The organism is Pigmentiphaga sp. GD03639, from assembly GCF_029845405.1.
GTDB lineage: Bacteria > Pseudomonadota > Gammaproteobacteria > Burkholderiales > Burkholderiaceae_B > Pigmentiphaga > Pigmentiphaga daeguensis.
Genome location: NZ_JAOCLR010000008.1, coordinates 61,931 through 85,472, shown reverse-complemented (window position 1 = coordinate 85,472; position 23,542 = coordinate 61,931). Strand labels below are relative to the sequence as shown.

The 23,542-nt window shown below is 66.2% G+C and carries 24 protein-coding genes and 3 pseudogenes; 25 read left to right on the top strand and 2 right to left on the bottom strand.

The features are described from left to right. Window positions 1-76: 76 nt before the first annotated feature. Entirely contained in the window at window positions 77-577 is a 501-nt protein-coding gene (locus N5K27_RS11040; RefSeq protein WP_213155026.1) for a DUF305 domain-containing protein, read from the bottom strand. A 450-nt stretch (window positions 578-1,027) separates the two neighbouring features. Here N5K27_RS11040 and N5K27_RS11035 point away from each other — a divergent pair, with 450 nt between their 5' ends. The 19 genes from N5K27_RS11035 to N5K27_RS10945 all read left to right on the top strand — a co-directional run bounded on the left by N5K27_RS11035 (window position 1,028) and on the right by N5K27_RS10945 (window position 18,428). Next, the gene (locus N5K27_RS11035; protein WP_213155027.1) at window positions 1,028-1,774 is read left to right on the top strand and encodes a hypothetical protein; all 747 of its coding nucleotides are present in this window, start codon (window positions 1,028-1,030) and stop codon (window positions 1,772-1,774) included. Window positions 1,775-1,892: 118 nt separating this feature from the next. After that, window positions 1,893-2,105 (top strand): AlpA family transcriptional regulator, encoded by a 213-nt coding sequence (locus tag N5K27_RS11030; protein WP_003050427.1) that lies wholly within the window; start codon window positions 1,893-1,895, stop codon window positions 2,103-2,105. 42 nt (window positions 2,106-2,147) lie between these two features. Beyond that, entirely contained in the window at window positions 2,148-3,023 is an 876-nt protein-coding gene (locus tag N5K27_RS11025) for a ParA family protein (RefSeq protein WP_213155028.1), read from the top strand. After that, complete coding sequence (locus tag N5K27_RS11020) at window positions 3,007-3,276, top strand: hypothetical protein (protein ID WP_003050422.1); 270 nt, start codon at window positions 3,007-3,009, stop codon at window positions 3,274-3,276. The genes N5K27_RS11025 and N5K27_RS11020 overlap by 17 nt, the downstream gene beginning before the upstream one ends. After that, window positions 3,269-4,954 carry a ParB family protein gene (locus N5K27_RS11015; protein ID WP_279816388.1) on the top strand — a complete coding sequence of 562 codons (1,686 nt, stop codon included), beginning with the start codon at window positions 3,269-3,271 and terminating at the stop codon, window positions 4,952-4,954. Before N5K27_RS11020 ends, N5K27_RS11015 begins: the two co-directional genes overlap by 8 nt. Before the next feature lie 14 nt (window positions 4,955-4,968). Next, window positions 4,969-5,529, top strand: a complete 561-nt coding sequence (locus tag N5K27_RS11010) for a DUF2857 domain-containing protein (protein WP_003090097.1) — start codon at window positions 4,969-4,971, stop codon at window positions 5,527-5,529. A gap of 3 nt (window positions 5,530-5,532) precedes the next feature. Beyond that, window positions 5,533-6,765 (top strand): STY4528 family pathogenicity island replication protein, encoded by a 1,233-nt coding sequence (locus N5K27_RS11005; RefSeq protein ID WP_279816385.1) that lies wholly within the window; start codon window positions 5,533-5,535, stop codon window positions 6,763-6,765. Window positions 6,766-7,195: 430 nt separating this feature from the next. Further along, window positions 7,196-7,990, top strand: a complete 795-nt coding sequence (locus tag N5K27_RS11000; RefSeq protein ID WP_279816384.1) for a PFL_4669 family integrating conjugative element protein — start codon at window positions 7,196-7,198, stop codon at window positions 7,988-7,990. Beyond that, on the top strand, window positions 7,987-8,514 hold the full coding sequence (locus N5K27_RS10995; protein ID WP_279816383.1) for a DUF3158 family protein: 528 nt from the start codon (window positions 7,987-7,989) through the stop codon (window positions 8,512-8,514). The genes N5K27_RS11000 and N5K27_RS10995 overlap by 4 nt, the downstream gene beginning before the upstream one ends. 73 nt (window positions 8,515-8,587) lie before the next feature. Continuing rightward, entirely contained in the window at window positions 8,588-9,040 is a 453-nt protein-coding gene (locus N5K27_RS10990) for a single-stranded DNA-binding protein (protein ID WP_279816382.1), read from the top strand. A 276-nt stretch (window positions 9,041-9,316) separates the two neighbouring features. Then, complete coding sequence (locus N5K27_RS10985; protein ID WP_279816380.1) at window positions 9,317-11,338, top strand: DNA topoisomerase III; 2,022 nt, start codon at window positions 9,317-9,319, stop codon at window positions 11,336-11,338. Between the two features lie 532 nt (window positions 11,339-11,870). Next, window positions 11,871-13,481, top strand: a complete 1,611-nt coding sequence (locus N5K27_RS10980) for a DNA cytosine methyltransferase (protein ID WP_279816379.1) — start codon at window positions 11,871-11,873, stop codon at window positions 13,479-13,481. Window positions 13,482-13,724: 243 nt separating this feature from the next. Then, window positions 13,725-14,282, top strand: coding sequence for a hypothetical protein (locus N5K27_RS10975; RefSeq protein ID WP_062798409.1), 558 nt, complete (start codon window positions 13,725-13,727; stop codon window positions 14,280-14,282). A gap of 332 nt (window positions 14,283-14,614) precedes the next feature. Beyond that, complete coding sequence (locus N5K27_RS10970) at window positions 14,615-14,836, top strand: hypothetical protein (RefSeq protein ID WP_279816374.1); 222 nt, start codon at window positions 14,615-14,617, stop codon at window positions 14,834-14,836. 21 nt (window positions 14,837-14,857) lie between these two features. After that, window positions 14,858-15,250, top strand: coding sequence for a hypothetical protein (locus N5K27_RS10965; RefSeq protein WP_003050375.1), 393 nt, complete (start codon window positions 14,858-14,860; stop codon window positions 15,248-15,250). Window positions 15,251-15,431: 181 nt separating this feature from the next. After that, entirely contained in the window at window positions 15,432-16,118 is a 687-nt protein-coding gene (locus N5K27_RS10960) for a hypothetical protein (protein ID WP_213155030.1), read from the top strand. A gap of 83 nt (window positions 16,119-16,201) precedes the next feature. Then, window positions 16,202-16,939, top strand: coding sequence for an ABC transporter substrate-binding protein (locus N5K27_RS10955; protein ID WP_213155031.1), 738 nt, complete (start codon window positions 16,202-16,204; stop codon window positions 16,937-16,939). A 97-nt stretch (window positions 16,940-17,036) separates the two neighbouring features. Then, complete coding sequence (locus tag N5K27_RS10950) at window positions 17,037-17,315, top strand: hypothetical protein (RefSeq protein ID WP_003116828.1); 279 nt, start codon at window positions 17,037-17,039, stop codon at window positions 17,313-17,315. A 288-nt stretch (window positions 17,316-17,603) separates the two neighbouring features. Then, window positions 17,604-18,428: a hypothetical protein gene (locus N5K27_RS10945; RefSeq protein ID WP_003098941.1), complete on the top strand. Its 825-nt coding sequence runs from the start codon at window positions 17,604-17,606 to the stop codon at window positions 18,426-18,428. Between the two features lie 261 nt (window positions 18,429-18,689). On the opposite strand, the gene merR is transcribed toward N5K27_RS10945, so the two are convergent. Then, window positions 18,690-19,097, bottom strand: coding sequence for an Hg(II)-responsive transcriptional regulator (gene merR / locus N5K27_RS10940; protein ID WP_003098939.1), 408 nt, complete (start codon window positions 19,095-19,097; stop codon window positions 18,690-18,692). A 71-nt stretch (window positions 19,098-19,168) separates the two neighbouring features. Between merR and merT the strand changes: the two genes are divergently transcribed. From merT to N5K27_RS29060, 6 genes and pseudogenes are all read left to right on the top strand, one after another. Next, a complete protein-coding gene (gene merT, locus N5K27_RS10935; protein ID WP_011804695.1) occupies window positions 19,169-19,519 on the top strand; it encodes a mercuric ion transporter MerT in 351 nt (116 codons plus the stop codon). A gap of 12 nt (window positions 19,520-19,531) precedes the next feature. Further along, window positions 19,532-19,819, top strand: a complete 288-nt coding sequence (gene merP / locus N5K27_RS10930) for a mercury resistance system periplasmic binding protein MerP (RefSeq protein WP_003116826.1) — start codon at window positions 19,532-19,534, stop codon at window positions 19,817-19,819. A gap of 10 nt (window positions 19,820-19,829) precedes the next feature. Beyond that, the gene (gene merA / locus N5K27_RS10925) at window positions 19,830-21,518 is read left to right on the top strand and encodes a mercury(II) reductase (RefSeq protein WP_003098932.1); all 1,689 of its coding nucleotides are present in this window, start codon (window positions 19,830-19,832) and stop codon (window positions 21,516-21,518) included. A gap of 24 nt (window positions 21,519-21,542) precedes the next feature. Continuing rightward, window positions 21,543-22,534, top strand: a pseudogene (locus tag N5K27_RS10920) (Tn3 family transposase); the annotation flags it as partial. Window positions 22,535-22,567: 33 nt separating this feature from the next. After that, window positions 22,568-22,864: pseudogene (locus tag N5K27_RS10915) on the top strand (DUF3085 domain-containing protein); the annotation flags it as partial. Between the two features lie 141 nt (window positions 22,865-23,005). After that, a pseudogene (locus N5K27_RS29060) lies at window positions 23,006-23,456 on the top strand (XF1762 family protein). Window positions 23,457-23,542 lie beyond the last annotated feature (86 nt).

Below are 23,542 nucleotides of genomic sequence, written 5' to 3'. Positions count from 1 at the left end.
GCAAGTACTCATCTTTACATCGCTGCGGCTAACTTCGTCGCAGCGCAACGCGGCGCCAGTGTAGTGGCGGCCAGCCTCAACGAAGGCGTGCAGCAATCCGATTCATCTGCTCGATCTCCGCGCGCTGGCCATCGGAAATCGCTTGGCATAGGTTGACGAGTTCCGAATCTGAGAGCTGCGCCTCGCGGCACATGAGGATAGCTCCCGAATGGTGCGGGACCATAGACGCGATGAACTGTCGATCGCCGATTCCGGTTTGAGCACGGGTAGCGGCAAAAGAACCGAGTGTGAGAACGGCAAACAAGCCGTACAGCACGAGGTTGAGCCGCCGGTTTGGAAACATGCCGGGCATTGTCGCTAGCATGAAGATGCCCATTGGCGCCCACATAGTGATCGCCATGTAGAGCATGTTGAGATTGTTTCTGAAGTCCCTGGCGCCGTCGATCATGCTGAACATTACGAAGTACATGACGACGAGTCCCAACACCATGTTCACCCAGAACTTGGCGTAGGGTCGGCCGTGCTTACCCATCTGACCGGATGTGTGATGTTGATGTTCATGGGAATGTTCAGCCATCTCCGTCTCCTATGTGCTTGGGCAACCTGGCAGGGTCACTGGTACTGCGGCAGATACTTTGTCGATATATCAGCATGTGGAGCGATGCATCACTAACCGCTGATTTCCAGTCCCCAACTGGACGTAGGGGCGTCGAACGCTTCAACTCGCGGGTCTTGAACCGTCTGGATATCAGACCATACCAAATCGGTCTTGATGGGCTTTGCGCCACCTATGACGCTGGTACCGTGAGCGTCAATATCGAGCTTGCGTCCTCATCGCTCGATGGGCCGGCAACTGATCGATTCTTGCATATCAAGCAAGACAAGGCCACCTGCGGCGGACGCCAATGGCCTCCTCCGCCTTCGCTTAGGGCATCGCCTCAAGCGTCCGTCGCAGGCCATAACGACACAACAGCCCTTGGGCAAGAAAGGAGCCGGTGATGTAGCGCACCCGAAAGGAGACGAGGACATGCACAAGGACATTTCAACATCAAAGGTGTTCTATCGTCCCATCGAGGCGGCCATCCGATGGGCTGGGCTGCTGCGGTATCTCCCGATGATCCTGGCCACGATCGCGTCACCGCGTGTCCTGCCTCGGTCGCTGAACTGCCCTCGATGGAATGAGTGCCGACTGCACTCGGAACGTATCTATGACGGCATCCTCAACGGAGAGCTGCCCTACGGCAAGAATGGGATCACGCTCAATGATCCGAAGCTGCTCAGTTCTCTGGATCTGACTGTTCGCCACGTCGATCTGAAACGCTGGATGCGCACCCACTATCCCGAGCACCGGCCAGGATTTCTGTTCAGTCGTGGCGAACGCATGGCGCATCCTTTCATCACCATGGAAACAGGACAGGCGATCCTCGTGGAGCGGCTGGCCCTTCAGGCCGCGCTGGAGCATGCCCGGCGCCAGATGCAGGAATTGCAGGAGCAGCGCGACACCTTGCTCAAGCAGTCCACTGCGCTGCTGGCCTCCAAGCAATGCGAGATCAGCGAGCGGGCGGAGACGACCTATCTCAACATCATCGGCGGGATGCTGACGCTGATGCTGGGCCAGTCCCCTTCGGGTGTGCCTTATTCCAGCTTCAAAACACAGGAGGCACTTGTCTCGGCATTGGTCGCCCACTACGGCGGCACCATGGGCATCACGGAGCGAACCTTGAACGGCAAATTCGCCAACGCCAGGAAGTACGTCCGTAGTGCAAGTGAATGAGGTTTTCCAGCTTGTATGTGCAATCGCGGAGATTGCATTTGCAATGTCTTTCCGCAGCCATGTCTATTGAATAGAGGTCACGCCAACAAACGCCACCGAGCGTTCAGGAGTGACCGCCATGTCGCAGCCCCCTGTACTCCCGCCGAACGAGCGCCGCATCCTGCGGCTCGATGAAGTCGAAGCCAAGTCCGGCTTCAAACGCGCCCACATCTACAACCTGATGAAGAAGCGCCAGTTCCCCCAGGCGCTGCGCCTGGGCGTGCGCGCTGTCGGCTGGGATTCGATCGAAATCGACCAGTGGATCGCCGAGCGCCTCAACCACCGTACCTGACCCGTTCTCCCGCGGACTTCCCATTCCCAGACGGAGAGCGCCATGCAGGTCGTATCCATCATTTCAACGAAGGGCGGCGTCGGCAAGACCACGACGGCCGCCAACCTGGGCGGGCTCGCCGCGGACGCGGGCCTGCGCGTGCTGCTGCTCGATCTCGACGTGCAGCCCACCTTGTCCTCCTACTACGAACTGGCTCACCGCGCGCCCGGCGGCATCTACGAGCTGCTGGCCTTCAACGAGCGCGACCTCGGCCAGCTCGTGTCCCGCACGGTTGTCGCGGGCCTGGACCTGGTGCTCTCCAATGACCACCGGGGCGAGCTGAACACCTTGCTGCTGCACGCGCCGGACGGGCGCCTGCGGCTGCGGCATCTGCTGCCGGTGCTTGTTCCCTTTTACGACCTGGTGCTGATCGACACCCAGGGCGCGCGCTCGGTGTTGCTGGAAATGGCGGTGCTCGCTTCCAACCTTGCGCTGTCGCCCGTCACGCCGGAAATTCTCGCGGCCCGCGAGCTGCGGCGCGGCACCATGCAGTTGCTCGAAGACATTGCGCCTTACCGGCACCTGGGCATCGAACCGCCGCCGCTGCACCTGCTCATCAACCGCGTCCACCCGGTGTCGGCGAACGCCCGACTGATCCAGCAGGCCCTGCGCGACCTGTTCCAGGACCATGCCGGCATCCGCGTGCTCGCCACCGACGTGCCGGCCATCGAAGCCTATCCGCGCGCCGCGACGCGCGGCCTGCCAGTGCATCGGGTCGAGCACCGCCAGCCGCCCGGCAGAGTCGCCCCTGCCGCGCTCGACACGATGCGCGCGCTCGCCAGCGAGTTGTTCCCGCAATGGCAGGACCGACTGGCTCAAGTATCCGGCCGCCCCCAGCGACCTCTTGATCCTGGGAGGCCCCATGGCGAACGCACATGAGCTGGCCCGCGGCCACAAGCGGCTGCGCGCCCTGATCGAGTTCGCGGTCGGTGAAGGCTGGCACGTCAAGCGCACGCCGGGCGGGCACCTCAAGTTCACCAAGGCCGGCTGCGCGGCGATCTACACCAGTTCGACAGCGAGTGACCACCGGGCCGAATTGAACGCCCGTGCGCAGATCCGCCGCGCCGAGCGAGAGGCTCGCATGGCGCCGGCCGGCGGTCGTGGGGATTGCGAGGGGTGCGGCCATGGCTGACATGACCTCGCAGGACATGGCCGGCAAGCTGCTCGCGGCTGGCTTCGAGCGCAGCGGCCCAGCGGCTACGGCCTTGAGCGACCCGATCGCGGACACGCCCATGGTCGTGACGCTGGACCAGTTGCGGCCCTACGACCATGACCCGCGCATGAAGCGCAACCCCGCCTACGAGGAAATCAAGGCGTCCATCCGCGAGCGAGGCCTGGACGCGGCGCCAGCCATCACCCGCCGGCCCGGCGAGGAACACTACATCATCCGCAACGGCGGCAACACGCGGCTGGCGATCCTGCGCGAACTCTGGTCGGAGACCAAGGACGAACGCTTCTTCCGCATATCGTGCCTGTTTCGGCCATGGCCGGACCGCGGTGAAATCGTCGCGCTGACCGGGCATCTTGCCGAGAACGAACTGCGCGGTGGCCTCACGTTCATCGAGCGCGCGCTCGGCGTCGAGAAAGCACGCGAGTTCTACGAGCAGGAGAGCGGCGCCGCCCTGAGCCAGTCGGAACTGGCTCGCCGCCTGGCGGCCGATGGGTTTCCCGTCCAGCGGTCGCACATCACCCGCATGGCCGACGCGGTGCGCTACCTGCTGCCCGCCATTCCCACGGTGCTCTATGGCGGCCTGGGGCGCCACCAGGTCGAGCGGCTGTCGGTCATGCGCACGGCCTGCAAGCGCACCTGGGAGCACTATGCCAAGGACCGCACGCTGCCGCTGGACTTCGACAGCTTCTTTCAGGAGGTGCTGGCGCAGTTCGACACGCAGGGCGACGAGTTCGCGCCGCAGCGCGTGCAGGACGAGCTGATCGGCCAGATGTCCGAGCTGCTGGGCGTCGGCTACGACGTGTTGGCGCTGGACCTGACCGAATCGGAAAGCCGCCACCGGGCGCTGGTCAGCGATCCGACGCCACCTGCCCCGCCGCCGGCGTTGCCTTCGCCCAGCGCCAGCACGCCGACTCCTCCGGGCGCAGCATCGTCCATCGCCACGCCTGCACTAGCGGCCAGTCCTTCATCCGCCAGCCCTGCGGTGTCCGAGCCCACCTTGCGCCACGACGACACGGCGGCTGGCGAAGCGGCCACGGGAAGCCCGGCGGCTGCACCGGGCGATCTGCTTCGCGAGCACATCGTCTCGCCGGCACCGACGACCGAACGGCTGCAGTCGATCCAGCGCATGGTCGCCGACCAGTTGGGCGATGCGCTGCCGCCCGACTTCTCGGCGAGCGTGCTGCAGTCCATCCCGGTGCAAGCCGGCGGGCTCTATCCGATCTCCGACGTCTGGTACATCGACGCCGGCCTGGATACGCCCGATCGGCTGCGCATCCACATCGCGCAGTTCGCGCGTGAAATTGCCGGCGAGGCAGGCGTGGACGAGTGCATCGAGGACCGCACCGATGGCATCGGCTTCGCTTGCCGCGCGCCCGCCTACGCCCCAGCGCCGCTCGGCCGCGCGGTGCTGACGCTGCTCGCCTCCCTGACGGGTCAGTCCGCCGCCGATGCGGGCGTGGATGGGACGCAGCTCGCCACCGACCTGCCGACCCTGCTGCACGGCCTGGGCCGGGGCCAAGACCACGACATCCGCATAAAGCGCTTGAGCGACACGGCGTTGGTCAAGCTCTTTCGGCTGCTGCGCCTAGCCCGGCGTCTGCTGGACCTGGAAGCCGGCACAACGGCGCCCGGGGCGTGAGCGAGGGAGGCCGCATGTCCACATCGCATCCGCTCAACCAGGCCGTGATTGCCCAGGCGCTGTATGACCTTCGCAACGGCCAACTGCGCCGCTGCAAGGCCATGGGCTTCGGCGAGGCCGAGCTGGATGCGCTCAAGCACCCCGCGCTGATCAGCGTGCTGGCCAACGCCAGCGTCTCGTGGTGCTCGGTCACGGTCAACCGCGAAGTGCTGCAGCGCCTGCTCAACCAGGCGCAGGACGTGGAGAAGGAAATCGCCACGGTCGATCGCATGCTGCGGCTGGGGGCCAGCACGGAGATGGTCAGCCGCTTCTATGGCCTGACCCATCAGGAAGTCGCCCTGCGGCGGGAGATTCTCGGCCTGCCCAAGCGCAAGGGGCGCCACCCCGTCCTGGACGAGACCCAGGACACTGAACTGTGGCGGCAATGGAAAGCCGTGACCAGCAGCAGGAACGTCGATCTGGAGGACGAGACCTCGATTCTCGATGCGGCCATGGACCTGGCCGAGGGCATGTCACTGCCGCTCTCGGTGGTCTGGGCCGCGATCAGGAACTGGGTCGATCAGGGATTGGGCTAGGCCATGGCCGTGGACGACACCGCCCCACGAGCCCAGCGCCCTGGCCCCATCGCACTCGCTGACCTGTTCGACGCTGCGCTGAAGGATTTCACGCCCAAGCCAAATCCCAGCGCGCCAGCGCCCATGGCAATGCCCATGCCTGCCGCGTCCGGCGACGCCTTCCTGTTCAGTGGCAATCGGCACGAGAGCGTGCCGCGGCGGCTGTTTCTCGACCGCCGCCTGACACCGCTGGAGCGCAACGCCTGGCAGGTGTTCCGGCTGATGCTCAACGACGACGGCGTCATGGCGTTCCCGACCTATGAGCAGTTGCGCCCCTGGCTGGCGTCCATGCCCTGCGCGGGACAAGCCTCCCACGAGACCGTCGCGCGGGCGCTGACGCTGCTGCGCCTGACGCGCTGGCTGAGCCTCGTGCGACGACGGCGCGACCCCAAGACTGGCCGCATCCTCGGAAACCTCTACGTCCTGCACGACGAACCCCTGACACCGTTCGAGGCCATGCAGCTCGACGCCGACTACCTGGCCCTGGTCAGCCAGTCGTTGGGGCATTCGGCCAAGGCCGTCCAGGTGGTGGGACTCAACACCCTCCAGGAGATCGCGGACGACCCGATGTTGTCCGGACGTACCTTGCCGTCGCGGCTGCAAGTGCTCGCTGAGCGCCTGGCCGACCAGGGCATCACCGCCACCGAAAGTTATCCACAGGAGGATGCGGTCCACGATTCCGAAGAAGGGCCCGCGAGCCTTCTTCGGAATGGCGAACGCCCCTCTTCGGAATCCGAAGCAGGGCCGAAACCCGCGCCAGACGGCGCTCTTCGGAATCCGAAGCAGGACCGTACAGTACGTAGTAGTCGTATTGATGAAGTACGTACTACCGCGCAGGCGCGTGCGCTGGGCGACCTGCAATGGCCCAAGCGCTTCGCGGAGCTGAAAGCGGAACAGCAGGCCGGCGCCAGGATGGCGTTGCAGCAAGTGGACGCTGCCCTGCGGCAGGCCGTGCTGGACGAATGGGCCGCACGGTGCGGCAAGCATGGCATCCGCAACCCCGCCGGGTACCTGTTCGGCATCATCCAGCGCGCCATGCGCGGCGAGTTCAATGCGTGGGCCAAGCAGACCGGGCCGGCAGCGCCAACACCATCGGCGGCGCGAGCGCCACCATCCGAGCCGCCGCGCAACGTCGTGCCGCCCGAGGTGGCCCGGCAGCACATCGAGCGCCTGCGCGACCTGCTGCGCAAGACCTGAGCACAGGGCTCGTCAAAGCCGTGAAGTAGATCTCCATGGCGGTCGGCAGAAACGGTCCCCTGGGGACGGCTGTGCGGTGAAGCGCCGGGTGACGGCGCGACCTGCTGCGCGAAACCTGGGCAAAGCGCCTGGCAAGGCCATGAAGCAGACCTCCATGGCGCTCAGCGGAACGGTCCCCTGGGGACGGCCGTGCTGCGAAGGATGGCGTCGAACGGCAGCGCGACGTGCGGTGCAGCACGCAACCCGTCGACGACCGAGGCCCGGAGCGCCAACGTGAATGCCCATCTGCGGAGCGGTCCCCAGGGGACCGTTGCGCGCTGCGCCACCAGCGCGCACAGAACCGGGGGCCGGCTCATTTCGGTTTGTTGACTGACTGCCTTCCGCCGCATGCGGATGCTGGCGGCTCCCTGTCCACCAGCGAGCGATCACCATGGCAACCAGCAACGAACCATTGCAACTCAACCTCGGCTCCCTGCGCAGCGCGATGTCGCTGACGCTGCACACCCACCACGCCTCGCGCATCTGGCATGGCCGCGCGGCCGCCGAGGGGCGACCGGGCATCGTCGGCCTGAACGGCTACATCGCCGTCATGAACAAGATGAAGCGCGGCTCGGAGCAGGACGACCCGTACAGCGACTGGTGGATGCTGCGCATCGAAGACAAGCTCGACCAGACCAGGACCACGCTGCAGACGCTGCGCGACCAGGTGGACCAGGCCCTGGCCGGCGTGCCCGCCGCGTTGACCCTGGGCGAGAACCTCAACGTGCAGCCCGTCAAGCTGCCGCTGTTCGTCAATGCGCAGTTGGGCTTTGCCGCCGTCTATCTCCTGGCCGACTACGACGACATCGCGCGCAAGCTGATCCTCGCCCACCACACCGCGCTGATCGACCGCAGCACTTTGGAGCGCTGGCTCAACGAGGGCGCGCACGCGCTGCGCAGCCTGTTCTCACTGGCCCAGCAGTACCGCTACTCGGGCTGCACCCGCGACGATTTCGCGGCGAAGAATGCCGCAGCGCGGGCCGCGCTGGAGAAGTTCGGCGAGTTGCCGCAGGACGTCCTCGAAGGCACGCGCCGCTCGAAGTTTGCGCCACCCATCGTGCGCCGTGGTCTGCAGCAGCGCGGTGAGAGTCCTGCCGCAGCCGCTACCAGCGTCGATGGTGATGCGGCCGCTGCTGCCGACCCATCCGAAAACGCAGCCACTGGCAGCGAGGACGAATCCGCATGAGCGATCTGAACCAGCCGACCCGCTACTTCCGGGGCCTGCAACAGGGAGCCTTCACGCGCCTGGAACACGCGGCCTCTCTAAAAGGCCTTTTAAAGCCCTTTAAGAGTAAAGGGGACTTCGAGGCCTGGGCCAGCCAGTGCTTCGCCATGCGCGACGAGTTGATCGGCCTGGCGCAGCGACAAGTGCTGCAACTGGCCAGTGGACATCCCTTCCACCTGCTGCCCGTGGAACTGGCCCAGCAGACCACTGGCGCGGGAACGACGTTCCTGCGCTGGCGCAGGCACGACCGCTCGGCCATGGGCGTGGCCCTGTGGCAGGAGCTGATGGCGAGCACCAGCACGCCGGTCAACCTGCTGGCCGACCTGCACGCGATCGAGCTGCAGCGCATCACGCTGAACATGCAGATCAGCCTGTTGCACACCCTGGGCAGGCAGGCGCAGGAGTGCGCCAGCAAGGCGGCCGAGGCGGAAGACACCTACCTGCGCCGGCTCACGTCCTTTCCCGCCGCAATGCGCGATCGGTGATTGCGCCGGGCATCCCAGCACGCGCCCGGCGCCGACCAGGTGCGGGTATTTCAACCACCACGGAGATCACACCATGAGCACGCATTTTTCGGGCGAAGGCAACATCGGCTCGCCCCCCGAGTACAGGGAGTTCCCCAACGGCAACGACGAACCGCGGCGCTTGTTGCGGCTGAACGTGTATTTCGACAACCCCGTTCCCACCAAGGGCGGCGACTTCGAGGACCGCGGCGGTTTCTGGGCGCCGGTGGAAATCTGGCACCGCGAAGCCGGTCACTGGAAGGACCTGTACCAGAAGGGCATGCGCGTGCTGGTCGTCGGCCGCATGGAGCGCGAACCCTGGACGGACAACGAGGATCAGCCGCGCGAGACCTGGCAGATCAACGCACGCAGCGTCGGCATCCTGCCGTTCCGCATCGAATCCGTGGCCCTCAGCCCCAAATCGCAGGAGACCGCACAGGACGCGCAGCCCAAGCCCCAGGCCGCCCAGGAACCGGCTGCGCCGAAGGAGCCCAAGCGCAGGAAGTGATCCGGCGTGGGGGCGGCCGCAGTACGTTGCCGCCCCCCATGTCCTCGCGAGCTATCCGTGGGGGATATCGCCACCAGCGTCCACCGGCTTCCACGCGCTCCCGAACATCGCGGCTCCCGACTCGCACATCGCCGGCCGCACGCCATCCCCGCCGCAGCCATCCCATCTCGTGAAAGCGGTCGCTGCCGCATGCAGCTTGTTTGCTGCTGCCCCAACAGGCGCTCGGCATCCTCGATCCCAGCAACTCCATGAACAACGGGAAGCGGATGGACGGACATGCGGCTGTTTCTGTGCGAGAAGCCCTCCCAAGGCAAAGACATCGGCAGGATTCTCGGCGCCACGCAGCGCGGTGAAGGCTGCCTCAACGGCTCCGGCGTCACGGTCACCTGGTGCATCGGCCATCTCGCTGAAGCGGCGGCACCCGAGGTCTATGACGCAGCGCTCAAGCGCTGGTCGCTGGAACAGTTGCCCATCATTCCCCAGCAGTGGCGGGTTGAGGTCAAGCCGAAGACCGCCACGCAATTCAAGGTCGTCAAAGCGCTTCTGGCGAAGGCGACCCAGCTTGTCATCGCCACCGACGCCGACCGCGAAGGCGAACTGATCGCCCGCGAGATCATCGACTTGTGCGGCTACCGCGGCCCCATCGAACGCCTGTGGCTGTCGGCGCTCAACGATGCATCCATCCGCACCGCGCTCGCCAAGCTGCGGCCCTCGGCCGAGACGCTGCCGATGTATTACTCGGCGCTGGCGCGCTCGCGCGCCGACTGGCTTGTGGGCATGAACCTCAGCCGGCTGTTCACCGTGCTCGGGCGGCAGGCCGGCTACGACGGCGTGCTGTCCGTCGGGCGTGTACAGACCCCGACGCTCAAACTCGTGGTGGACCGCGACCGAGAGATCGCGGCCTTCGTGTCCGTGCCGTACTGGGCCATCGACGTGTCCCTGTCCGCAGGCGGTCAGACGTTCACCGCACAGTGGGTGGCACCCGATGCCAGCACCGACGACGCCGGCCGCTGCCTGCAGCAGCCCGTCGCACAGCAGGCCGCGCAGCAGATCCGCGCCGCGGGCAGTGCCCAGGTGGTGTCGGTCGAGACCGAGCGCGTGCGCGAAGGCCCGCCGCTGCTGTTCGACCTGGGCACCTTGCAGGAAGTCTGTTCCAAGCAGCTTGGGCTGGACGTGCAGGAAACCTTGGAGATCGCCCAAGCCCTGTACGAGACGCACAAGGCCACGACGTACCCGCGCTCGGATTCCGGCTACCTGCCCGAAAGCATGTTCGCCGAGGTGCCTACGGTCCTCGACAGCCTGCTCAAGACCGATTCCTCGCTGCGCCCGATCATGGAGCAGCTCGACCGCTCCGTGCGTTCGCGCGCCTGGAACGACACGAAGGTGTCCGCGCACCACGGCATCATCCCGACGCTCGAACCCGCGAATCTCTCTGCCATGAGCGAGAAGGAACAGGCGGTGTACCGGCTGATCCGGGCGCATTACCTGGCCCAGTTCCTCCCTCATCACGAGTTCGACCGTACCTTGGCCGAGCTTTTCTGCGGCCAGCAGAAGCTGGTGGCCACGGGCAAGCAAGTCGTCGCCAAGGGCTGGCGCCTGGTGCTGGCCGAACCGCAAGCGGACGAGGACGGCGATGGTGCCGCGCGCAGCCAGGTGCTGCCTGCGCTGCGGGACGGGATGGCATGCCAGATCGCCGGGGCCGACATCAAGGCCCTCAAGACGATGCCGCCCAAGCCCTATACCCAGGGCGAACTGGTCAAGGCGATGAAGGGCGTTGCGCGTTTCGTGACCGACCCGCGCCTGAAGCAGAAGCTCAAGGACACGACGGGCATCGGCACCGAGGCGACGCGGGCCAACATCATCAGCGGGCTGATCGCCCGCGGCTACATCGTGAAGAAGGGACGCTCCATCCGCGCATCGGATGCGGCGTTCACGCTGATCGACGCCGTGCCCGCGGCGATTGCCGACCCCGGCACCACCGCCGTCTGGGAACAGGCGCTGGACATGATCGAGGGCGGACAACTCACCCTGGATGTGTTCATCGGCAAGCAGGCCGCCTGGATTTCGCAGTTGATCGCGCAGTACGGCAGCACGTCCCTGTCCATCAAGGTTCCCCAAGGACCGGCTTGTCCGCAGTGCGGCGCACCCACGCGCCAGCGCACCGGCAAGAGCGGCCCGTTCTGGTCGTGCAGTCGCTACCCCGACTGCAAAGGCACGCTGCCGGTGGCAACCGGCACGTCCAGGCGTGGTGCCTCGCGTCCACGCCGTACCAGTGGCGGCGGCCGCAAAGGCGCCTGACCGCCCCGATTCCCCGTGAGCCATGCCCGCCATCGGCGGCGTGGCCCGTGTCCCGCATGCCCTGCGGGACGCCCCAGCGCGCAACGCCTTCTTGCTCCGTGTGCGCGTCCCGTCCGGCCGTCCCCGGCCGCGGGACCTGAAGGTGGCTTCTCCGCGAACCGCACCCCGCGCGTTCTCCTCGTCTGCATTCCTTCCGCCGCTGCGAAGGGTCCCCCGATGGCTTGCCTGTGCGAGCCATCCGGAGACCCTTCGCGGTCAGCGGTATTCGGTGCCGGTGCCCGCCGGCGCAAAAAACGGGCTCCCTTTGTGCGCGGATGTGCGCCAGACGATGCCGGCCCCAGCCACGACATGGGCCGGGTGTGATTGCTGGATGAGCAGACGGTTCTAGCGACGACCGGGCCTGCCAATCAGCCCACGGGTGGTTCTTCCTTCCTCCCGAGCCGAAGGCCGCTGGGGCCTTCGGCGCCTTTCTCCTGCCTTTCAACGCCCCGGCCAGGGCGATGGCCCTGCGCCATACGAACAGGAGACCGACATGCACCCGAAACCTTGCGCACCGCCGCGCAACGCGCCGCTGCTCTACGGCAGCGTCTGCAGCGGCATCGAGGCCGTGAGCCTCGCCTGGCAACCCCTCGGCCTCGAAGCCGCATGGTTCGCCGAGATCGAGCCGTTCCCGAGCGCCGTGCTCGCCCACCGTTACCCCCACGTGCCCAACCTGGGCGACATGACCGCGATCGCCCGCCAGGTCCGCGCCGGCACCGTGCCGGCTCCCGACATCCTGGTCGGCGGCACGCCATGCCAGTCGTTCAGCGTGGCCGGTGCACGCCAGGGTCTGAACGATCCGCGCGGCGCCTTGACCCTTGCCTATGTGGAGCTTGCAAATGCCATCGACCAAACCCGCCATGAAGACCGCCGCCCGGCGGCAACCCTTGTCTGGGAAAACGTCCCCGGCGTCCTCAGCGACCGCAGCAACGCCTTCGGGCACTTCCTGGGAGCACTGGCCGGCGAAAGCCGTGCGCTCGAACCGCCAGGGCAAAAATGGGCGCACGCAGGTTGTGTGTCTGGACCCCGGCGCCGCATCGCCTGGCGCTTGCTCGATGCTCAATATTTCGGCGTCGCCCAACGGCGCCGTCGCGTGTTTCTTGTGGCAAGTGGTGGAGGTGGCGTCGATCCCGCCGAGGTACTTTTTGAGCGCCCAAGCCTGCGCGGGGATTCTTCGCCGGGCTTCGCGCCGTGGCAAGACGCTGCCGGCGCTGCTGGATCGGGCGCTGCGGCAGCAGGCTGGTACTCGGGATATGCAGGACTGAAGCAGCCCTACGGCAAGGCCACGGTGACGTTCGGATTCGGCGGGGGCAACACCGCAGGACCCATCGACGTCGCGGCCTGCCTGACCGCGGCGCCCGGCCCGAAGAACGACTTCGAGGTCGAGACCTTCGTGGCGCAGTCCATCGCGGGCAGCATCAGCCACACGCTCAGCACCGCCAACGGCGGCAAGGGCTGCAGCGAGGACGGCACCGGCAAGGGCGTGCCGATCATTGCCTTCACAGCACAGGGCTGCGGGGCGGATGCGACGACGAACCATGCACCGACGCTGCGTGCCGGCGGACATCGCCTCAGCCACGCGAACGCCGGCGTGGTGCCGGCCATCGCGTTCGCGCAGAACTCGCGCGGCGAGCTGCGGCTGGAATCCGGCCACGGCCAGCTTGCCGGGACGCTCTCCACGGGTGGCGGCAAGCCGGGCCAAGGCCGGCCGATGGTGATCGGCGTGGCGCTGCGCGGTCGCACCGAAGGCCTGGCCGCTGAACTGGGCGATGGCGTCTCGACCGCGCTGCGCACCAGCAGCGGCGGTGCCGACAAGCCCCATGTGCTGGCACCGGACTTCGAGGCACATTTCCGCTACGACTGGAACGACCCCGGCCCGGGCGACTGGTCGCAGTGGCGGGTGCGTCGGCTGATGCCTGTGGAGTGCGAGCGGCTGCAAGGCATGCCCGACGACTACACGCTGGTCCCGTACCGCGGTAAGCCCGCCGCCGACGCGCCGCGCTACAAGGCGATCGGCAACTCCATGGCCGTGCCGTGCGTCGCGTGGCTGGGCCAGCGGCTGGTGCAGTGCCTGCACAAGACGGGATCGAGCGCTTCGGATTGATGTACGACGCGGCCGGCAGGTCGCGCGATCCTTCCTCCTGCATTGCCGACGCATCGGCAACAGCCAGCAGCCAGGGTGTCAAGGCTGCCGTGGGTTCCTCCCACGCCACCCGCCAGTTCGCCCCGGCATCTCTCCGGCGAACGCTGCCCACCGGGCATCGATGCCACCTTCCTCCAACCCACGGGATGTATGCCGCGTCCCGTCAGGGGCGTGTCGTCAACCCGGTCGATAACAGGACTTCCTATGGACACCATCACCCGACAAGACCGTATCACGCTCAAGAACCTCAAGGTCGCGGATTTCGCGAGCGAGGAAACGCTGTGCTTCACCGCCACCGTCATGTTCGACGGCAGGCCCATCGCCGAAGCCCGCAATGACGGACACGGCGGCTCGACGTTCGTACGCCCGCTGCAAGGCCAAGCCGCGCTGCTGGCCCAGGCCGAGGAATTCGCCAAGAGCCTGCCGCCGGCATCGCTCGACGTCGAACACGAGGACGACGAGCCGCTTCTCATCGACATGACGCTCGACTTCCTAGTGGACCAGTTGGCCGATGCCATGCACGCGGAGCGCAAGCTGCGCACCGCGTTCAACCGCGACATCGGCAACAAGGTGCTGTTCATCAAGGACGGCCGACTGCTGTTCCTCAAGGGCATCAAGCTCAAGGTCATTGCCGACCGCGCGGCGTATTTCGCAAAGCTGCGCAGCCGACAGGACCAGCCCATCGTCATCCTGGCCGAGCTGCCAGCGGACGAGGCATTCGCCATCTGGAAGCAGCATGTCCTGGGTGACAAGCCCCGCTGATCCAGCCTCACCGCACCGTCATGACCGCCCCGCACTCGTTGCGGGGCTTTTCTTTGTCCTGCGCACATCAATCGGGGCTGGACCGGATGCCGATTTCCAACTGACGTGGCGCGGCACCCTCACGAAGCTGTCCGCATGTTCGCTGATTCGTCAGCACATGCCAGCAGCCAGGGTTTCAGGCTGCCGCGGGATTCTCTCCGCGCAACCCACCAGTCCGCATCGCATCCATTGCGCGGACGCGCGTTCCCAAGACGCTGATGCTTTTTTTCAACCGCGTGCGGGAGCTGCCATCCCGTGAGGGACAGGGCCCCGCTTTTCCAAGGAGCCCATCCATGTCCCAGCAAGCCTCTTTCGGCCGATTCGGTCAATTGGCCTTGACCTACTTCGGCAAGTTCCTGCCGCTCGAAGTCCTGCACAGCGCCGCCGGCCACTACATCGGCACGCGCGATACCGAAGGTCCCGTCTCGCGGGAATCTCGTGAGTACTTCCGCAGCCATGCCGCGGCTCAACGTGCCCTCGAAAGAGGCGGCTGGTCCCAGCTCGCCATTCCCTGATCCAACTGGAGGAATCACGTCATGAACCAGCTACTGCCGCAGGAAGTCGTCGATCAGATCGTTCGGGAAGAACGGCATTTCAGCGCCGCGCCCCAAGCCTTTTTCGAGGCATGGAAGCGTGGTGTCGAGATCGCCGGCCCGCAATGGTTTGGCGATGGCACCCGTGAAGGTCTGAACCAGGCCAAAAGCAAGTGGGATCTGCGCCCCGACATGCTGCGCCTCAACGACGCCCTCGGCGTCCTGAGCAGCGGGGAACGCATGTTCCTGTCCGCGATGGTCAGCTTCTACAACGCGCGCGAGGGCGGTGCCATGCTCAAGCGCTGCCACTTCAACGGGTTGTCGGACTTCGACGGCCTCGATCTGCCTCGTCGCCAGGTGATCGCCGACCTGCTGCTGAACTACAGCGGTTGGTGAGCCGGTCCCTGGCACACCTTCATCACTGCGTTCACGCGACCCCATGAGGGACATGCGCCTCGTCCGAGGCCATGTCCCTCGCATTTTCTCCCCGCCCAGTGCCATCCGGCATCAGGCGGTTCCCCTGCGGATGCCATCGTCCGCAAGGGCTGGCTCCGTTCATTCATCGAAAGGAGCCTTCATGGCCAACAACTACTACGAAGCCACCGGCGTCCTGGTGCTCGACCGTGTGACGCCCGTCATCCAGGCGCTGTTCGGCGCCTTCGCGCTGGACGAGAGCCATCCCGGCAACGGGCAGGCCTACATCGCCCAGATCGCCGAGACCACCAATCCGCAATGGCCGGACGTGCTCGATGGCCTGGAAGACCTGGCCACGCAACTCGGCATTCCGATGCCGGACGACGAAGGGCTGTCGATCCCGCCGCTGCTCGAACTGCTCGCCGTGCACTTCGGTGCCGATGAGGACGAAGAGCTGGGGAACTTGATCGAGCGTCATTCGTTCGAGGACACCGCCGATCTCGACGCATTGTTTCTGATCGCCACCCGGTTCGATGACGGCCACCACCTGACCGCCATCCAGTTCGAGGGATGCTGGTATTGCAGCAAGCCGCGGCTATTCGAGTTCGGCGGCAACGGCTGCTACCTGAGCCGCGAGGTCCGCGTCATCAGTTCCTCCTCGCAGGCACTCCAGCTCGGCGACCAACTGCGCAAGGCCATTGTGGCCGCCGACATCGAAGAGGCCTCGGCCCTGATCGCGCTGGAGGCCATCAATCTGCTGGCGGGCGTCAGCGACGAGCCATTCCGCATGAATTTGCGCCGGCGCGTCGCCGAGAGATTGGCCCAAACGCCAACGATCAGCGCCACCTGACGCTGTTCCCTTTCTTTCCACCCACCGGGGTCAATTCCCGGTGGCGGGAATTGGCTCCATCATTATTCTGTTGGAGAAATCCCATGTCCCAGAACCCCAATCCCTTTCTACGCGGCTACTGGAATCTGAAGGTCGTCCGCACGCTGTCCATCAGCCACGAGGACGGAAGCCCGCATGTCTGGCGAAACATCCACCCGAGCCAGCAGCACCTCTCCGACGAGGCACTGGTTTCTTCCCCCTGCATCGTCACCAGCGACTTCGCGGTGGTCAGAACTGGCACCGAATCTGTCGGCGCCGCACTGATCGCCGAATGCGACGCGGCTGAAGGGATCAGCGGCGAAGGCGTGGTGGGTGCCGTGGTGTACGCGATCCACGGCGACGACTTCGACGGCCGCCCCGTCCACGTCGGCGACACTTATTCGGCCGAGGCCGCACGGGAAGTCGTGCAGCGGTTGAGCTTCGAGACCGGCTACTACAGCCGCTGCTGGGAAATCAGCAGTGCGCACATCAGCCACGAAACCGGCCAGTACCTGGCCAACCTGGCTGACCTCGCGACGCCGGAGGCCTTTTTGTTCATCGCGTTCCGGATTCCCTACAGCCCGGCGATCGGCGTCAAGCTGATCTCCACGCCCTGGACGGACCAGCACCTGCAGGACGTCGAGGGGATCGCCGCCGAGCAGCTTCGGCAGGAGCACCGCAGCAAGGGCATGCCGGACGACCTGGCACAGATCCTTGCACTGGCCGGCCAGGCCGACGTGCGCATCCTCATCCTCGATGCCGACGCACCCGTGTTGCCGGGCCTATCGCTGGCCGGCGAATAGCTGCCACACACATCCCCGGCCTTCCTTGTCCTCACCGCATGCCGGCCCGGTCTCCCGCCAGAGAGCCGGGCCGGTTCACTTTCATAGGAGCGATCCCATGTTCCCCGACCTCATCACACCCGCATCCGACTTCGAGCACCAACTCGGAGCCTGCGTCAACGCCATGAGCCAGGAAGATGCCATCGGCCAGATCCTGGTATTCGAGCGCATGAGCGGCACGCTGCACATGCGCCATATCGCCAGCGCCGACCTGGTGGACACCGACGTGGACGACTACGAAATGGTCGTCTTCGACGGTGGCAACACAAGCGGCGACACGTGGAAACACGTGTTCTTTCCGCGTCAGCGCGAGCACTACTTCGTGTACCAAGCCTGATTCCTCCAGCCCCTTTCGAGGGGCTTTTTCTTGCCCGCAGCACAGGAATGCGGGCGTGGTGCGGTGCCGCTTCCTGCGGGCAGGCCGACCACCCCAGGGCCATGCTTGCCCCATGTTCGTCGGCGTTGCCGACACATGCCCAGGCAGTCGAGACCTTCGCGGCTGCAAGCACGGGAAACCGTGCTGGTCGTTTCTTCCTACGGACCTACCGCGTCCATCCACGCCACCCACAAGGGACCTCTCCCTTGCGGGCGGGGAATCCCTTGTTTTTCCTCAAGGAGTTTCCCCATGGATCGTTCCCTCATCAAATCCATGATGCCTTCGCTGGTCGCAGGCCATGTGCCCCGCAACGTGCGGTCGTTCAAGTACCGCGTGTTCGATGATCAGCCGCTGTCCTCAACGCTGGGCTTCGCCATCGACCCCCAACCCTTCGACGGCAAGGTGGTCGCCGCGACCGACGATGCCATCGTCGTCAAGCTCAAGCCTTCCGAGTTCGCGGTGCTCGATCCCAGCCTGGTGACCACGGTTCCTGCCGAAGGCGCCAAGGTGCATGTCCAACCCTATGCCCGTCGTCGCTTCGACGGACTGCGCGCGGACACGCCGGAGGTCATCACCGAGGAGACTTCGGACGGCACGCCGTACACCATCACGAGGCACATCCTCGGCTCGGCGCCGGCCAAGCTGCCCATTCCCACGCCGCAGTGCATGGAGTTGGGCCAGCTCATCGAGCAGTTGGAGGAGATGCCGGCCCCCGATCGCTTCCGGCGCATCACCCACATGCTGGTGGATGCCGGTGCCCGCGACTTCACCTGGGTCGATCCCACGCCCTCCAAGATCATCGAGACCCCGCCGGCGATCAGCTTCACGGTCTCGACCGCGAAGTTCGAGGGCCGGGTGACGATCCTCTACGACCGCGGCGGAGACACCTACGTGGTGGAACTGCACCGTCAGAACGGTGAATCGGTCGAACTGGTCGATCGGCACGACGAGGTGTATTTCGACATGCTCGGCGAAGTGCTGGAGAGGCTCATCGACGACGGGCGCTGGCGCCAGATCGACGTGAGCATCCTCGACGCGAAAGCGGCCCGCAAGCGCCAGGCCGTCCCGGCATGACGCCCCGCAGCGAAACCGGGCGGTCCTGCGGCTGACCCGAGGCATCCGCCATGGCGTTCCAGCCGTTCCGGCCGCGTGCACTACAGGCCCTTCATCCCATCGGATGGAGGCCTTTCTCATTCTTCCACACAGGAGATTTCATCCATGTCACTGCGATTCAAAGGCGCTGACCTGCGCCCCGTGCTGACCGAAGCCATCGCCAATCAGGGGTCGTCTCAGAAAACGGAAAAAAATCGTACGCTAAGAGCCGAAGTGGGCCCTTTAGCAGCAATGCAAAGCTGCGATCAACGGGCAGGAAACATTGCCATGGTGCGCGTTGCACTCTCTCACTAGCGTCGACAGGGCCTCTTCCATCCGCGTGAGGTCCGCCATGCGTGCGCGCACATCGGCCAGCCGGTGAGCAGCCAGTTCGGCCGCCTCGCTGCAATGGGTGCCGTCCTCCAGTTTCAGGAGCTGGCCGACTTCATCCAGGCTGAAGCCCAGGCGCTGGGCTGACTTCACGAACTTCACCCGCGCCACGTCCGCCTGCCCGTAGCGGCGGATGCGACCGTAGGGCCGCTCCGGCTGGGGTAGCAAGCCCTTGAGCTGATAGAAGCGGATCGTCTCCACGTTGACCCGGGCTGCCTTGGCGAAGGCCCCGATGGTCAGATTCTCTTGAGCGTTCTCCATGGCGCTTGACTCCGTAGTTGACTACGGAAGTAACGTTACAGCATCAAGCGAAGTCCCGGAAGGAGAACCTTATGTCGGAACCCAAGAACGGCCGCGGCGCACTGGCGACCGGCGGCGTCGCGGCCGTCCTCGCCTCGGCCTGCTGCCTCGGCCCCCTTGTCCTGGTCGCGCTCGGCTTCTCTGGCGCGTGGATCGGCAACCTGACCGTGCTGGAGCCGTATCGGCCGATCTTCATCGGCGCAGCGCTCATCGCGCTGTTCTTCGCCTGGCGCAGCATCTTCCGACCAGCCCATGCCTGCAAGCCCGGCGACGTTTGCGCCGTGCCCCAAGTGCGGACTGCCTACAAGGTGATCTTCTGGATCGTGGCCGCCCTGGTTCTGGTTGCCCTCGCGTTTCCCTACGTCCTGCCGCTGTTCTACTGAAAGGAGATCACCATGAAGAAACTCACCACCCTCACCACCCTCATCGCCCTGGCCGCCGCTCTAAGCGCGCCCGCCTGGGCTGCCACCAAGACCGTCACCCTGTCGGTGCCCGGCATGACCTGCGCCGCGTGCCCGATCACGGTCAAGACGGCTCTGTCCAAGGTCGCCGGCGTCGAGAAGGCCGAAGTCAGCTTCGAGAAGCGGGAGGCCGTCGTCACCTTCGACGAGGCCAAGACCAATGCCGACGCCTTGACCAAGGCCACCGCAAACGCGGGTTACCCGTCCAGCGTCAAGCAGTGAGGGCGTAATCATGGCCGAGGCGATCACCCTCCACATCGAAGGCATGACCTGCACGTCGTGCGCCGAGCACGTCCAGCAGGCTTTGACGAACGTGCCCGGCGTGCGCGCGGCCTCGGTGTCCTATCCGCAGCGGCAGGCCGAAATCGAGGCGGATGCAGGCGTGAGCGTGGCCCCGCTGGTTGCCGCAGTGGCCACGCTCGGCTATCGCGCACGGCTTACCGACACGCCGAACAAGCCTGCCGGCCTGCTAGACAAGGCGCTGGGCTGGCTCGGTGGCGAAACGAAGCATGTTGGCGGTGAACAAGCGCTGCACGTGGCTGTGATAGGCAGCGGCGGCGCGGCGATGGCGGCTGCCTTGAAGGCCGTGGAGCAAGGCGCCCGCGTCACGCTGATCGAGCGCGGCACCATCGGCGGCACCTGCGTCAATGTCGGCTGCGTGCCGTCCAAGATCATGATCCGCGCCGCGCACATCGTCCACCTGCGCCGCGAAAGCCCGTTCGATGCTGGCCTGCCGGCCGCAGCGCCCGCTGTACTGCGCGAGCGGCTGCTGGCCCAGCAACAAGGCCGCGTCGAGGAGCTGCGCCATGCCAAGTACGAAGGCATCCTGGCAAGCACTCCGGCCATCACCGTGCTGCGCGGCGAGGCCCGGTTCAGGGACACGCGCACGCTGACCGTGGCGACCGCTGACGGCGGCACGCACGAGGTGAACTTCGACCGCTGCCTGATTGCCACCGGCGCGAGCCCGGCGCTTCCGCCAATCCCGGGCCTTGCGGACACACCCCACTGGACCTCCACCGAGGCGCTGGAAAGCAGCTCGCTCCCCGAGCGGCTGGCCGTGATTGGTTCCTCCGTGGTGGCGGTCGAGTTGGCGCAAGCCTTCGCCCGGCTGGGCAGCCAGGTCACGATCCTGGCGCGCAGCACGCTGTTCTTCCGAGAAGACCCGGCCATCGGGGAAGCCGTAACAGACGCCTTCCGCGCCGAGGGCATCGAGGTGCTGGACCACACCCAGGCGAGCCACGTTGCCTATGCGGGCGGGGAATTCGTGCTCACCACCGGGCAGGGGGAAGTGCGCGCCGACAAGCTGCTGGTCGCCACCGGTCGCGCGCCGAACACGCGCAGCCTGAACCTTGAAGCGGCAGGCGTCGAAGTCAATGCGCAGGGAGCCATCGTCATCGACCGCGCCATGCGCACGAGCGCACCGCACATCTTTGCTGCCGGCGACTGCACCGACCAGCCGCAGTTCGTCTATGTGGCGGCGGCGGCCGGCACGCGCGCCGCGATCAACATGACCGGCGGCGACGCGGCGCTGGACCTGACGGCGATGCCGGCGGTGGTGTTCACCGATCCGCAGGTGGCGACCGTGGGCTACAGCGAGGCGGAAGCGCACCACGACGGCATCGAGACCGACAGCCGGCTGCTGACGCTCGACAACGTGCCGAGGGCGCTCGCCAACTTCGACACGCGCGGCTTCATCAAGCTGGTGGCGGAAGCTGGCTCAGGGCGGCTGATCGGCGTACAGGCGGTCGCGCCGGAAGCGGGCGAACTGATCCAGACGGCCGCGCTGGCGATCCGCCACCGGATGACCGTGCAGGAGCTGGCCGACCAGTTGTTCCCCTACCTGACCATGGTCGAGGGACTGAAGCTCGCGGCGCAGACCTTCAACAAGGACGTGAAGCAACTGTCCTGTTGCGCCGGATGAGGAAAAGGGAGGTGTTCGATGAACGCCTACAGCCGCGCCAACCGCCGCATCTACGCGGCCTTGTCCGATCCCCTGTCGGCCACCCACCGGCACCGCCTCGACGATCTGCTCAAGCGCCACGACAACGGCAAGACGACCTGGCTGGCCTGGCTGCGCCAGTCGCCCGTCAAGCCGAACTCGCGCCACATACTCGAACACATCGAGCGCCTCAAAGCCTGGCAGGCGCTCGACCTGCCTTCCGGCATCGAGCGGTCGGTGCACCAGAACCGCCTGCTCAAGATCGCCCGCGAAGGCGGCCAGATGACGCCCGCCGATCTGGCCAAGTTCGAGGCACAGCGCCGCTACGCGACCCTGGTGCGCTCGCCATCGAGGGCATGGCCACCGTCACCGACGAAATCATCGACCTGCACGACCGCATCCTGGGCAAGCTGTTCAACGCTGCCAAGCACAAGCATCAGCAGCAGTTCCAGGCGTCCGGCAAGGCGATCAACGCCAAGGTGCGGCTGGCCACCTCGATCAAGCAGGGCACGGTGACGGCCTCGCTGATGCTCAGGAAACTCGGCAGCTACCCGCGCCAGAACGGCCTGGCCGTGGCGCTGCGCGAGCTGGGCCGCATCGAGCGAACGCTGTTCATCCTGGACTGGCTGCAAAGCGTCGAGCTGCGCCGCCGCGTGCATGCCGGACTGAACAAGGGCGAAGCCCGCAACGCGCTAGCCCGCGCCGTGTTCTTCAACCGGCTGGGCGAAATCCGCGACCGCAGTTTCGAGCAGCAGCGCTATCGGGCCAGCGGCCTCAACCTGGTGACGGCGGCCATAGTGTTGTGGAACACGGTCTATCTGGAACGGGCCTCAAACGCCTTACGCGGTCACGGCCAGACTGTCGATGACGCCCTGTTGCAGTACCTGTCGCCGCTGGGCTGGGAGCACATCAACCTGACCGGCGATTACCTCTGGCGCAGCAGCGCCAAGATCGGCGCGGGCAAGTTCAGGCCGCTACGACCGCTGCAACCGGCTTAGCGTACGATTTTTTCCGTTTTCTGAGACGTCCCCAATCAGTGCCGCATTGTCCTGGTCAAGGATCAGGGCGTGTACTTCCTCGCCGAGCGTGGGGAGCGTCGCCCGGATGGGCGCCAGGCACTGCTCGCCTACGCCGTCGGATGCAACCCGGACACCGACCCGTTCGATGACTGGTGGCACCTCGCCGGCCGCGAGCTGGGCGGCGATGACTTCGCGGAGTATTTCGACCCGAAGGACGGCCTGTTCACGCGCCTCCAGCACTCGGCGGACGATCTCGTGCTTTCCGCCACCGCCACGCACCTGTCCTTAGCAGTGGTGCCTCCCGCCTGACGCGGCAACCGCCTCGCAGCCCCCGCATCGGGGGCCTTCTTTTGTTCGCACCGCCGCCATCGCCGCGCGTGCGCGTTTGTCTCCAGCCGCCGAGGCACGCCCCGCCGGCCACAACGCCGGCATGCCACCGGAGACAACCGCATGAACACGCCATCGACCTCGCCGAGGCTGCACCTCCTACCGGTGTCGCTGCGCACGGCCAATGCATTCGTTCTGTCGCACCATCGCCACCACCGCCCGGTCCAGGGCGCGAAGTTCGCCCTGGCCGTCACGCTGAGCGACAGCGACCTGATCCACGGCGTGGGCATTGTCGGCCGCCCGGTCGCGCGGCACCTGGACGCTGGAAGTCACGCGGCTGTGCACCGACGGCACACCCAGCGCCTGCAGCAAGCTCTACGGCGCGGCCTGGCAGGCGGCAAGGGCGCTGGGCTACATACGCCTGCTCACCTACACCATGCCCGACGAAGGTGGCGCCAGCCTGCGCGCCGCCGGCTGGCGGCTGATCGGCGCGCGCGGTGGCGGCGCCTGGAGCCGTCCCGGCCGTCCGCGCGCCGATACCCCCGAGCACCTGCGCGGCGCCAAGTGCCTGTGACAGGCGCCGGGTGGCGCGGACAAAGGGAAGCGCCCGGGTGCCGATTGATTGCTGCCGCGCGCGCGAGGCCCCGCCATGCTGGCCCC

Bases quoted from the DNA above. Each gene is read 5' to 3' on its own strand.
- merP (WP_003116826.1), top strand. From the start codon at position 19,532: ATGAAGAAACTCACCACCCTCACCACCCTCATCGCCCTGGCCGCCGCT.
- N5K27_RS11040 (WP_213155026.1), bottom strand. From the start codon at position 577: ATGGCTGAACATTCCCATGAACATCAACATCACACATCCGGTCAGATG.
- merT (WP_011804695.1), top strand. From the start codon at position 19,169: ATGTCGGAACCCAAGAACGGCCGCGGCGCACTGGCGACCGGCGGCGTC.
- N5K27_RS10965 (WP_003050375.1), top strand. From the start codon at position 14,858: ATGAACCAGCTACTGCCGCAGGAAGTCGTCGATCAGATCGTTCGGGAA.
- N5K27_RS10955 (WP_213155031.1), top strand. From the start codon at position 16,202: ATGTCCCAGAACCCCAATCCCTTTCTACGCGGCTACTGGAATCTGAAG.
- N5K27_RS11005 (WP_279816385.1), top strand. From the start codon at position 5,533: ATGGCCGTGGACGACACCGCCCCACGAGCCCAGCGCCCTGGCCCCATC.
- N5K27_RS11015 (WP_279816388.1), top strand. From the start codon at position 3,269: ATGGCTGACATGACCTCGCAGGACATGGCCGGCAAGCTGCTCGCGGCT.
- N5K27_RS10950 (WP_003116828.1), top strand. From the start codon at position 17,037: ATGTTCCCCGACCTCATCACACCCGCATCCGACTTCGAGCACCAACTC.
- N5K27_RS11010 (WP_003090097.1), top strand. From the start codon at position 4,969: ATGTCCACATCGCATCCGCTCAACCAGGCCGTGATTGCCCAGGCGCTG.
- merA (WP_003098932.1), top strand. From the start codon at position 19,830: ATGGCCGAGGCGATCACCCTCCACATCGAAGGCATGACCTGCACGTCG.
- N5K27_RS10980 (WP_279816379.1), top strand. From the start codon at position 11,871: ATGCACCCGAAACCTTGCGCACCGCCGCGCAACGCGCCGCTGCTCTAC.
- N5K27_RS10960 (WP_213155030.1), top strand. From the start codon at position 15,432: ATGGCCAACAACTACTACGAAGCCACCGGCGTCCTGGTGCTCGACCGT.
- N5K27_RS10970 (WP_279816374.1), top strand. From the start codon at position 14,615: ATGTCCCAGCAAGCCTCTTTCGGCCGATTCGGTCAATTGGCCTTGACC.
- N5K27_RS11025 (WP_213155028.1), top strand. From the start codon at position 2,148: ATGCAGGTCGTATCCATCATTTCAACGAAGGGCGGCGTCGGCAAGACC.
- N5K27_RS10975 (WP_062798409.1), top strand. From the start codon at position 13,725: ATGGACACCATCACCCGACAAGACCGTATCACGCTCAAGAACCTCAAG.
- N5K27_RS10985 (WP_279816380.1), top strand. From the start codon at position 9,317: ATGCGGCTGTTTCTGTGCGAGAAGCCCTCCCAAGGCAAAGACATCGGC.
- N5K27_RS10995 (WP_279816383.1), top strand. From the start codon at position 7,987: ATGAGCGATCTGAACCAGCCGACCCGCTACTTCCGGGGCCTGCAACAG.
- N5K27_RS10990 (WP_279816382.1), top strand. From the start codon at position 8,588: ATGAGCACGCATTTTTCGGGCGAAGGCAACATCGGCTCGCCCCCCGAG.
- merR (WP_003098939.1), bottom strand. From the start codon at position 19,097: ATGGAGAACGCTCAAGAGAATCTGACCATCGGGGCCTTCGCCAAGGCA.
- N5K27_RS11020 (WP_003050422.1), top strand. From the start codon at position 3,007: ATGGCGAACGCACATGAGCTGGCCCGCGGCCACAAGCGGCTGCGCGCC.
- N5K27_RS10945 (WP_003098941.1), top strand. From the start codon at position 17,604: ATGGATCGTTCCCTCATCAAATCCATGATGCCTTCGCTGGTCGCAGGC.
- N5K27_RS11000 (WP_279816384.1), top strand. From the start codon at position 7,196: ATGGCAACCAGCAACGAACCATTGCAACTCAACCTCGGCTCCCTGCGC.
- N5K27_RS11030 (WP_003050427.1), top strand. From the start codon at position 1,893: ATGTCGCAGCCCCCTGTACTCCCGCCGAACGAGCGCCGCATCCTGCGG.
- N5K27_RS11035 (WP_213155027.1), top strand. From the start codon at position 1,028: ATGCACAAGGACATTTCAACATCAAAGGTGTTCTATCGTCCCATCGAG.